Source organism: Microvirga sp. KLBC 81 (assembly GCF_003075415.1).
In the GTDB taxonomy this organism is placed as follows: Bacteria; Pseudomonadota; Alphaproteobacteria; order Rhizobiales; family Beijerinckiaceae; genus Microvirga.
The window spans coordinates 1-9,759 of record NZ_QDAH01000131.1; the positions used below are offsets into that span (position 1 = coordinate 1).

General features: G+C 63.6%; 10 protein-coding genes and 1 pseudogene. 1 reads left to right on the forward strand and 10 read right to left on the reverse strand.

Features of this window, described 5'->3' with window-relative positions:
• Positions 1-69: 69 nt before the first annotated feature.
• The 8 genes from DC522_RS31105 to DC522_RS31140 form a co-directional block, all read right to left on the reverse strand.
• Positions 70-669, reverse strand: a complete 600-nt coding sequence (locus tag DC522_RS31105; protein ID WP_116532346.1) for a gamma carbonic anhydrase family protein — start codon at positions 667-669, stop codon at positions 70-72.
• Positions 670-741: 72 nt separating this feature from the next.
• Positions 742-2,109 carry a dicarboxylate/amino acid:cation symporter gene (locus tag DC522_RS31110; RefSeq protein ID WP_116532347.1) on the reverse strand — a complete coding sequence of 456 codons (1,368 nt, stop codon included), beginning with the start codon at positions 2,107-2,109 and terminating at the stop codon, positions 742-744.
• A gap of 221 nt (positions 2,110-2,330) precedes the next feature.
• Complete coding sequence (locus DC522_RS31115) at positions 2,331-3,308, reverse strand: tripartite tricarboxylate transporter substrate binding protein (protein WP_116532348.1); 978 nt, start codon at positions 3,306-3,308, stop codon at positions 2,331-2,333.
• A 28-nt stretch (positions 3,309-3,336) separates the two neighbouring features.
• Positions 3,337-3,684: a cupin domain-containing protein gene (locus tag DC522_RS31120; RefSeq protein WP_116532349.1), complete on the reverse strand. Its 348-nt coding sequence runs from the start codon at positions 3,682-3,684 to the stop codon at positions 3,337-3,339.
• Between the two features lie 9 nt (positions 3,685-3,693).
• On the reverse strand, positions 3,694-4,728 hold the full coding sequence (locus DC522_RS31125) for a zinc-binding alcohol dehydrogenase family protein (RefSeq protein ID WP_116532350.1): 1,035 nt from the start codon (positions 4,726-4,728) through the stop codon (positions 3,694-3,696).
• Between the two features lie 29 nt (positions 4,729-4,757).
• Entirely contained in the window at positions 4,758-5,672 is a 915-nt protein-coding gene (locus DC522_RS31130; RefSeq protein ID WP_116532351.1) for a 3-keto-5-aminohexanoate cleavage protein, read from the reverse strand.
• A 14-nt stretch (positions 5,673-5,686) separates the two neighbouring features.
• On the reverse strand, positions 5,687-6,502 hold the full coding sequence (locus DC522_RS31135; protein WP_116532352.1) for an SDR family NAD(P)-dependent oxidoreductase: 816 nt from the start codon (positions 6,500-6,502) through the stop codon (positions 5,687-5,689).
• A 35-nt stretch (positions 6,503-6,537) separates the two neighbouring features.
• The gene (locus tag DC522_RS31140; RefSeq protein ID WP_116532353.1) at positions 6,538-7,476 is read right to left on the reverse strand and encodes a dioxygenase; all 939 of its coding nucleotides are present in this window, start codon (positions 7,474-7,476) and stop codon (positions 6,538-6,540) included.
• Between the two features lie 127 nt (positions 7,477-7,603).
• Between DC522_RS31140 and DC522_RS31145 the strand changes: the two genes are divergently transcribed.
• The gene (locus tag DC522_RS31145; RefSeq protein ID WP_205769861.1) at positions 7,604-8,659 is read left to right on the forward strand and encodes a LacI family DNA-binding transcriptional regulator; all 1,056 of its coding nucleotides are present in this window, start codon (positions 7,604-7,606) and stop codon (positions 8,657-8,659) included.
• A gap of 212 nt (positions 8,660-8,871) precedes the next feature.
• Here the strand turns inward: DC522_RS31145 and DC522_RS31150 are convergent, their stop codons facing one another.
• Positions 8,872-9,417 (reverse strand): helix-turn-helix domain-containing protein, encoded by a 546-nt coding sequence (locus DC522_RS31150; protein ID WP_245444710.1) that lies wholly within the window; start codon positions 9,415-9,417, stop codon positions 8,872-8,874.
• Positions 9,418-9,510: 93 nt separating this feature from the next.
• Positions 9,511-9,759: pseudogene (locus DC522_RS31155) on the reverse strand (hypothetical protein); the annotation flags it as partial.

Genomic DNA, 9,759 nt, shown 5'->3' on the forward strand with positions numbered 1-9,759 from the left:
CCCCCGGCCATGATGGTCATGCCATCCTTCACAAGCCCAGCCAGCGCAGACCGCGCATCGCTGTAAACCTTATTCATTGATTAAACCCCAGTCGTTTTGAGATCCGACTTTTACGATCACAGTCCTGTCGGCAGGGTCTTCGTCGATACGAACAAGCCCTTTTGCATAGCGGCGACCGTTGTCGACATAACGTGCTGCACTCGAACGAAGACGGTGAATGGCATCGGCATCAAGTGAGCGCACGACCTTCGCGGGCGAGCCAACGATCAAGGAGCCGTCCGGGAACTCCTTGCCCTCGGTCACAAGGGCGTTCGCTCCCACAATCGAATTGGCACCGATTCGGGCCCCGTTGAGGATCGTCGCTCCCATGCCGATCAGCGTGTTTGAGCCGATGGAACAGCCATGCAGAATGGCATGGTGCCCAACCGTGACACCCTCGCCAACCGTGAGCGGGTAGCCCATGTCCGTGTGGAGTACCGCGCCATCCTGGATGTTGGTGCGAGCGCCAATCTCGATCCATTCGTTGTCACCGCGGAGCATGGCCCCGAACCAGACACTGACGTCGGACCCAAGCCGGATGCGGCCGATCACGTCGGCGTCCGGTGCGATCCAGATCTCCTTCGGGTGCGGAAGCTCAGGAGCAACTCCATCAAGGCTGTAGATCGGCATAACTCAGTTCCTTCGGAAGCATTCTTTGGGTTCCCGGCAGCAAGCACGCTGCCGGGGTATTGGCTTGAGCTCTCATGCCACCTGCTCGACAGGCGGTGTCCTGTGGCGTGGTGCTATGGCTTCGACGTCGCCAGGGAAGACTGGGTCTTCGGTTCTGCCGTGGCCGCGTAGCACGGCATCCATGCGAGCCTGGTCGAGCTCTCCCTCCCATCGGGCCATCACGACCGTGGCGACACCGTTGCCGATCATGTTCACCAGCGCCCGGGCCTCGCTCATGAAGCGGTCGATGCCAAGAATCAGAGCCATCCCGGCCACCGGGATCGTGGGCACCACCGAGAGCGTTCCGACAAGGGCAATAAAGGAGGCGCCAGTCACGCCGCTCGCGCCTTTCGAGGTCAGCATGGCGACGGCGAAGATGGCCAGCTGCTGCGTCAGGCTCAGGTCCGTATTGGTGGCCTGGGCCACGAACAGGGCCGCCATCGTCATGTAGATGCTGGTGCCATCGGTGTTGAATACGTACCCGGTCGGCACGACAAGCCCGACGACCGGCTTCGAGCAGCCGAGGCGCTCCAGCTTCTCCATCAGGGACGGCAGGGCCGAGTCGGAGGAGCTGGTACCCAGCACAATCAGGATCTCCTCCTTGATGTAGGCCAGGAACCGGAAGATGTTGAAGCCGGCGGCCCATGCGATCGCCCCGAGCACCACCACCACGAAGATGAGCGACGTCAGGTAGAACGTACCGATCAGCATGGCGAGCGGCCCGAGCGAGCCGATGCCATAGCGCCCGATGGTGAAGGCCATGGCCCCGAACGCCCCAATCGGGGCGAGCTTCATGATGATGTTGATCGCGCCGAAGACGAGGCCGCTCGCCGCATCGATCATGTCCTTGACAGGTTTGCCGCGATCGCCGAGCCGCGCCAGCACGCATCCGAACAGGAGCGAGATCAGAACGACGGGCAGGATGTCGCCTTTTGCAAAGGCATCCATGACTGTGTTTGGGATCACGTTCAGCAGGAACTCGGTGACGGTCTGCTCCTGCGCCTTGCCGGCATAGCTCATGACGGCCTTGGCATCTAGAGTGGCCGGGTTGGCGTTGAAGCCAGCGCCGGGCCGAAGCCAGTTTCCGACAACCAGGCCGATCGCGAGGGCCAGCGTCGAGACAACTTCGAAATAGAGCAGCGCCTTGCCGCCGATGCTCCCGACCTTCTTCATGCTCTCCATACCGGATATGCCGGACACGACAGTGCAGAAGATCACGAGGGCAATCACCATCTTGATGAGCTTGATGAAGCCATCGCCGAGAGGTTTCAATTCCACGGCAATCGTCGGCCAGAAATGACCGACCATAATCCCGATCGCGATTGCGATGAGAACCTGGACATAGAGAATCTTGTAGAACGGCTTCCGTGTTGGTGTCGATGTCGTGGTGGCGGTGGCCATTGCACCCTCCTTGGGTCAAGGAGCTCCGTCACGCGTCCCTCGGGAGGCGATGCTGAAGCATTTGTTCGGACGTTTCGCTGGGGTGAGACGGGCGGCTTCCTGGCCGTCGCGGTGTTGGTGTTGTCGTCTCGGTAGTATCAGCCTGTTGCCCCGGCAGGTCGCGGGTCTTAGGAGTCTGAGCGGGCCTCGTTCATTCAGAGGCGTCGTGCTGACCGGGTCGCTCAGTTTCCTAGGGTCTTTTGATAGAGCTTGCCGAAACGATCAGCGTCACTCCGTAGGACGCGGTCGAACACCTGCGGCGAGGACGACACCAGATAGACTCCCTGCGCCTCGAAGCGGGCCTTCATATCGGGCGCGCTGACGATCTCGGCGATATCCTTGCCGACCTTGTCGACGATCGACTTCGGCGTCGCCGCTGGCGCCAGAACCCCGAACCACGCGTCGTAGTTAAAATCGGGCACTCCCGCTTCTGCAAAGGTCGGGACATCGGGCAGTTGTGGCATGCGTTTGGTGCCCGTCACCGCGAGGGCTCGCATCTTGCCGGCCTGGATCAGGTCGCCACCCACATTGAAGAAGGTGAAGCCCATGGCGGAGTCGCCGCGGAGGATGGCAGTTTGGGATTCGGGCATGCCCTTGTAGGGAACATGCACCAGTTCGGTTTTGGTGGCCTGCCGAAACACCTCGGCCGCGATGTTCGTGGCGCTTCCCAACCCGGCCGAGCTGTAGTTGAGGGCTCCCGGCTTGGATCGGGCCGCCTCGATCAGATCCTTCAGCGATTTCGTGGGCCCGTCGGGCGGAGCCACCAGGATCGACGGCATCGACGCAACCTGCGTTACGCCGACGAAGTCGTTCAGCGGGTCAAAGTTCAGGGTGCGGTTCATGGCGCCGATGACGGTGTGCCCGTTCGACGTCAGCATGATCGTGGTACCGTCAGGTGGCGCCTTGGCGATGCTCGCCGTGCCCGCAATGCCGGGCCGGTTCTCGACGATCACCTGCTGTTTCCATCGCACGGAGAGCTTCTCGGCGATGGCGCGGGCCAGAATGTCGGTCATGCTGCCGGCGGAGAACGGCACCACAATCCTGACCAGCTGGGTCGGGTAGGATAGTACGGAATCGGCGGACTGGGCCAAGGCCGAAATACTCGTGAACGCGGTACTCGCACCAAGAATAGCAGCTGTCAAAAAATCACGACGGTTCATAGGTACCTCCCTTGCAGACCGTTCGACATCACGCCGGTGCCGTCTGGAGTGGCATGGCGAGCAGGATGGTGGCGGGCTGGTTGGTGTTGTTCTTGAGGGCCCGCCCCTCGTTCGGTGCGATACGGCACGAGTCCCATGGGCGGAGCACCGCCTCCTCGTGGCCGTTCGAAATCGTGACCTCGCCGTCGAGGACGACGTACATCTTCTCCAGACCCGAGGCGTCGAGCGTGGTGCCGCCACCGGGCGCGATCGTGGAAACTCCGAGCCAGAGATTTTCGGAGGGCCCGGCCTCCCGCCCCTGCAGGCGGACCATCCGCATTAGGTCATGGCCGGGCGCTTGGTATTCGGGAGCGGCGTCAAAGCGGACGATGTTCATCGGACCACCTCACCGGCTCGGAACCAGGACGATGCGATCGCGGGACGACCCCATGACCTTCACGTAGGCCTCGGCGGCATCCTCCAGTGCGTAGACTCCCTCGGGGCTGATTGGGAATGGCTTGAGGTGACCCCTTGCGAATCCCGGAGCGAGTTCGCGCAAGACATCCGCCGTCTCGGCGGAGGACAGGGCGAGGGTGTCGATCCCCACGTAGGTGTGCCGGCCGCGGTAGAAGGCGAAGATGTCGAATTCGACGATCCTGTTCACGGCTGCGATGAAGATCTGCCGCCCGAGTTTGGCGAGCGAGGCGGTGCCGGCCTGATAATAGGGATCGCCGACGGTGTTGAAGACGATGTCGGCACCCTTGCCGCCTGTCAGCTCCTTCACCCGGGCCGCGACATCCGTCGATGACGAGTCGATCACCACGATGGGACTATTCGCATGGCCCTCATAGCCTTCTGGCCTGCGCACGACGCCGATCACGCGGGCGCCGAGCCAAGTGGCGATCTGGGTGGCCGCTTGGCCCACTTTGCCGTTGAGCCCCAGCACCAGCACCGTCTCGCCGGGCTTGGGCAATCCCGAGCGCCGAAAGCCTTCCAGGGCCGTCACGAACGGCACGCCAATGCCCGCGGCTTCCTGCAGGCTGATACCCGCTGGCTTCTCGACGACCGCGCCCGCCTCCACAACGAGGTGGGTGGCGTGTGTTCCATCGCGGCGGATTCCGAGATCGCCGGACGAGCCGAACACCTCCTTGCCGACGAGGTTGGCTGGGCCGTCCACCACCACGCCCGCAAAGTCACGGCCAGGGGTGCGCGGGAAAACGGCATACGGCATCAGGCCAATCGCGGCCTTAATGTCGGACGGGTTAACGGCCGCAGCCTTGATCTCGACGAGGACGTCATCGGGCCGGTTCCACGAGAGACGAACCCGTTCGATGCAAGGGGTAACACTTCCTGCGTCGGGGGCCTTGGCATTGAGACGCAGGCATGTTGCTTCGAGAGTCGGCGTGGAGATTGGGGCTGGCGAGAGTGATGCAGCGGTCACAGGGACCTCCTTTGGATGTGTTGGCTGGTTCAGGCCACGTGCTTTGCGTCGGCAAGGCGGGTCGGCAGACCGATGGTGTCCCGGGCTTCGCGCGGCGGTGCGATTTGCCCGCCGAGGTCCTCGACGATCCGGCGGGCCTTCTCGACCATGGCGGCGTTCGATGGGGCGAGAACGCCGCGATCGAGGTAGATGGAATCCTCGAGGCCGACACGCACGTGCCCGCCAGCAAGGTATGAGAGCGCCACGCTCTGGAAGGCCGTCCGTCCGATCCCGATGGCTGTGAACTGGGCGTCCGACGGCAGGAGGTTGCGGGCGTAGAGCACTGTTTCGGGAGACGGCTGGAAGCCGTAGCGCACCCCCATCACGAAGGAACACAGAACCGGGCCTGTGAGCGTTCCGTCCTTGACCAGGTCGTGCATCAGGGCGATGTCGCCCGAGTCGAACAACTCGATCTCAGGCTTGACGCCAGCTGTGGCGATCACGCTCGCCATGCGGCGCACGTTCCCGGGCGTGTTGATCACGACCTCCTTGCCGGAGTTCATGGTGTTGAGGTCGAGGGTGCAGATATCGGGCCTGAGTGCCGCAACATGCTCGACGCGCTTCTCCGGGAGCAGGAGCGTGGTGCCTGGTCCGGCGACCTTTGGATCATTCTCGGAGGGCACAAAGCGTCCGCCCGGGCCCGTGGTGAGATTGAGGATCAGTTGAGTATTCTTCGCCCGGATGCGCTCGACGGCCTCGCGGTAGTATTCGAGCGCCATCGAAGGCTTGCCGCTCTCGGGATCGCGAACGTGAAGGTGAACGATGGCGGCGCCGGCCTCGGCAGCGCCCAGCGCCGCGTCCGCGATCTCCTCCGGCGTGATCGGCAGATGCGGCGTCTGATCGGGCGTCGTCAGGTTGCCGGTGACGGCGCAGGTGATGAAAACCTTGTTGCGGGGCGAACGCATAGCGGCCTCCTGCCTCAGAGCGCTCGGCCGCCATCGACCTGGATGGTGTGTCCGGTCGAGTAGCCCAGCATCGTGGCGCAGGCGGTGATGGCGGCGGCGATGTCCTCGGCTTCGGCGATGCGCTTGAGCGGAGTCGAGTTCGACACCTTCTCGTTGAAGTCGGCGCCACGGCCCGGAACGAAGTTCGTGTCGACCACGCCCGGTGACACGGCCAACACGCGGACCTCGGGCGCCAGCACCCGCGCGAGTGCCTTGGTCATCACGTCAATGCCGGCTTTGGCGGCGCAATAAGCGATCGACGAGCCAACTCCGGTGAAGGCGGCGATCGACGAGATCGACACCACCAGCCCGTCACCCGAGGCCTTGAGCAGAGGCGCGAAGGTGCGGATGGCCGCGAACTGGCCACGCCAGTTCACCTGGAACATCTGGTCGATGAATTCGTCGGTGAGCGCCTCCAGATCGGCGTGCGGCACCGGCTTGGTGACCCCGGCCGCATTCACCAGGATGTTGAGCCGGCCGTAGCGGGCCTCGATCTGCTCCCGCAAGGCAAGCAGGGTGGATGTGTCAGCGACATTCGCCGGGTAGGCCGCATGGCGGTCCCCGAGTTCGGCGATGAGCGCCGTCGCCGATTGCGTGTCCCGCTCCGTCGTCATGTGGGTCACGATGATCGTGGCGCCGGCTTGGGCGAGCATGCGGCTGGTCGCGGCGCCGATGGCTCCTGCGCCGCCGACTACCAGCGCGACTTTGTCCTGCAGGGATCGCGGATAGGTCGGGCGGCGCGGCTCGGGCGCCGAGACGGGCTCGCCGGTGATGACAGCAGCAGATGACATGGCTGGACCTCGTTGGATGGCGGGTGGCGTTGGATTCACTTGATCGGGGGCTTGGGGAGCTTGGCCTCGCCGGGCTCCATCACGAACTCGTAGTCGAGCCGGTACCAGGGACCTGTCACATCGGCCGCGGGCGGGGTGCCCTCCCCAGGCCGGAAATTTCCGATCAGATGGCGTGTGACGCCGAAGACGACGTCGCTTTCGAGGCGTCCGTCATCGTCGACGAACACCTGGGTGATCAGGGTCTTGTAGCCGGGCTTGAAGCCGAGAAAGTGCAGGTGCGCCGGGCGGTAGGGATGGCGCTTCTGGGCGCGGAGCAGGTCGCCAACTGGCCCATCCGTCGGCACTGGGTAGCCCGCCGGCTTCACGGACCGGAACCAGAAGCGACCGTCCTGGTCGGTCGTGAACTTGCCACGCAGGTTCATCTCGCACTGGTTGGCATCCTGGTTCTCGTACAGCCCGACCGGTGAGGCCTGCCAGACGTCGACCTCGACGCCCGCCAGCGGCTGGCCCTTGGGATCGGCGACGCGGCAATGGGCAAACAGGGCCGGACCGGGCGTGGGCGAGCGGACAATGGAGTCCCCATTCTCGGTGTGCGGCGAGTTCATCCGCCAGAACGGCCCGAGCAGAGCGGACGCCGTCTCGGTGGCGCCGTTCTGACCGTTGTTGAGCAGGCAGACCAAGGTCGAGAAGCCGATCGCATCCGAGAACAGGATCGCCTCGTTGTGAAGATCGTGGCTCGCCTGCCCGATGCTGTTCAGGAACTCGATGCCGAGGTCGAACTCCTCCTCCGTGAGGCGTACCTCGCGAGCGAAGGCATGCATGTGGCGCACGAAGGCCTCGGCGATCTGGCGCAACCTCCCGTTTTCGGCTCCCGCCATGGCGGCGACGACGACATCGGTGACGGAGCACTCGTCCGTAATGATGCTCGATGCAGCCAAGTCTTGTGGCGCCGGGGCAATGTTCTGAGCAGTCATGGCGCTTCTCCCTTGCACAATCGATTGCACAATCGATTGCAGAGATTTATTGCAATCGATTGCAGTATGTCAAGCGGCTTGTGCCGGATTGCTGGAGATGCGACGAAATGGAGCGAAGACGTTGCTGATGACCGAGGTTCTAGCCGCCGTGAATGAGACGACCCGCCTGCCCGCGACCCTGCAGTCTGTAGCCGATGCCGCCGGCGTCCACCGCTCGACGGCCTCGCGCGCTCTCAATCCGGCTGCGGCCCACCTTGTCGCCCCGGAGGTGGTGGAGCGGGTCCAGGCCGCGGCCCGGAGTCTTGGCTACCGCCGCGACGTTCTGGCGGCAGGTCTTCGCACGAAGCGCTCTCGCCTCGTCGGCATTGCGGTTCCCGATATGGCCAACCTTGTCTTTGCCCCGATCCTGAGCGGGATCGAGGAGACCCTCTCGGCCAATGGATACTCAGCCCTGATTGCCAATGCCGGCACGGATGTGAACCGCCAGATCGAGGTCGTCGACCAGTTGATCGGGCGCCGGGTCGAAGGTCTTGTGCTCGCGACGGTGCAGCAGGACAACGATCCGGTCCTGACCCGCTGCCTCGAGGCGGGTGTTCCGACCGTGCTGGTCAACCGCACCGAGGCCCGCAGCCGGGTGCCATCCGTGATCTCGGATGATGTGAACGGCATGCGGCTCGCAGTCGAGCACCTGGTCGGCCTCGGCCATCACCGCATCGGCCACTTGGCTGGACCACAAAACCTCTCGACCGGCCTGCTGCGCCTGCGCGGATTTTGCGAGGCCATGCAGGGCGCAGGGCTCGACGCTAGTGCCGTCGTCTCAGCGGCGGCTTACACTCGGGAGGCTGGCAAGGCGGCGGCCGCAACGCTGCTGGATCGCTTCCCTGATTTGACAGCCATTGCCGCGGGCAATGATCTCTTGGCGCTTGGCGTGTACCAGGAATTGGCGGCTCGCGGGCTGTCCTGCCCTGTCGATGTCTCCGTGGTGGGGCACAACGACATGCCTTTGATGGACATGGTCCACCCTCCCCTGACGTCCGTGCGGATCCGGCACCAGGAAATGGGTGCCGAAGCCGCGCGCCTGCTCCTCGACCAGATCTCAAACTCTGGCGCGGAGATCGCAACTCGGGTTACGACTCCCGAACTGATCGTGCGGGGTTCGACGAAGCATTGCGGTCAGCCATAGTGAACATGCGTCGGCTCGAATGAGACTCGCCCAACATCGGCTTATTGATGACGAGGTCGGTGGCTCACGTTCCGATAGCCTGCGCCCAAGAATGTAGAGAGCGGCGAAGGCCGGCCCATCAGCCGAAGTGGGTCCGGGACGGGTCAAACCAGGAAATGGAGCCGACCAGATGAAGATCCGCTTACGTCGCCAATGCGGAAATCCGGATAGGGTCAGCCCCGTGCCGACTTCGTTCTCTCGTGAGAGCAGATTACAGCCTGCCGTTGCGCCATCGCCCTTCTCCACGCTCCAGGGCTCGTGCCAACAGAACGGGAGAAGACGCGCGTGAAATAGCTCTGATCTCCGAACCCGCAGATGAGTGCAACGTCCGCCAGGGGCAATGTCGAGGACAAGAGAAGCCCCTTGGCCTCCTGGACACGAACCTGCGTCAGGTACTGATGCGGGCTCATGCCTGTCGTGCGGCGGAAGGCCTTGGCGAAGTAACTCGGCGTGAGGCGGCATTCGTGTGCCACATCGGCTATGGTGAGGCGTGTGGCGAAACGTGAATGCATGATTTCCTTGGCACGCCGCTCCTGCCATGGTGCGAGGCTGCCATTGGCCGGGATGGCCAGAGGATGCATGCGGCTCAAACGCGTTGTGGCGAGCGACAGTCGGTCCTCCGTCGAGACCTGAAGGATGATCTGACTGACCATCTCAAGTTGCTGTTTAAGACGATGGCCGAAGAGGTCGGAGGCGGATCCTGCTTGGATGGGTATCATACCAGCGTGCTCCAGTAGAGACACTCCCACAGAGCGAGGCGGAAGCGTCGATGCGAACGGGTCTTGTCCAGATTACGTCTGAACGGCTGCCAGCTATCGCATGGGCGGTGCGTACATAATCCCGCCCTGTGACCAGAGGCGGTTCAGCCCCCGGTCCAAGGCCAGCCGCGTCTTGGGGCCGAGGTTCCGGTCGAAGATCTCGCCGTAGTTGCCGACGCTCTCGATGATGTTGAAGGCCCAGTCCTTGGAGAGCCCGAGCGCCGGGGGGACTGTCGGAATTTCCGTGTAAGGGCCGGGTTCATCAAACCGGCCTGAAGCGGCCGTCGAAGAGAATGGCGAACT

Excerpts from the sequence above, each read along its gene's own strand:
- DC522_RS31145 (WP_205769861.1), top strand. The coding sequence starts at position 7,604 with ATGACCGAGGTTCTAGCCGCCGTGAATGAGACGACCCGCCTGCCCGCG.
- DC522_RS31150 (WP_245444710.1), bottom strand. The coding sequence starts at position 9,417 with ATGATACCCATCCAAGCAGGATCCGCCTCCGACCTCTTCGGCCATCGT.
- DC522_RS31110 (WP_116532347.1), bottom strand. The coding sequence starts at position 2,109 with ATGGCCACCGCCACCACGACATCGACACCAACACGGAAGCCGTTCTAC.
- DC522_RS31140 (WP_116532353.1), bottom strand. The coding sequence starts at position 7,476 with ATGACTGCTCAGAACATTGCCCCGGCGCCACAAGACTTGGCTGCATCG.
- DC522_RS31135 (WP_116532352.1), bottom strand. The coding sequence starts at position 6,502 with ATGTCATCTGCTGCTGTCATCACCGGCGAGCCCGTCTCGGCGCCCGAG.
- DC522_RS31130 (WP_116532351.1), bottom strand. The coding sequence starts at position 5,672 with ATGCGTTCGCCCCGCAACAAGGTTTTCATCACCTGCGCCGTCACCGGC.
- DC522_RS31120 (WP_116532349.1), bottom strand. The coding sequence starts at position 3,684 with ATGAACATCGTCCGCTTTGACGCCGCTCCCGAATACCAAGCGCCCGGC.
- DC522_RS31105 (WP_116532346.1), bottom strand. The coding sequence starts at position 669 with ATGCCGATCTACAGCCTTGATGGAGTTGCTCCTGAGCTTCCGCACCCG.
- DC522_RS31115 (WP_116532348.1), bottom strand. The coding sequence starts at position 3,308 with ATGAACCGTCGTGATTTTTTGACAGCTGCTATTCTTGGTGCGAGTACC.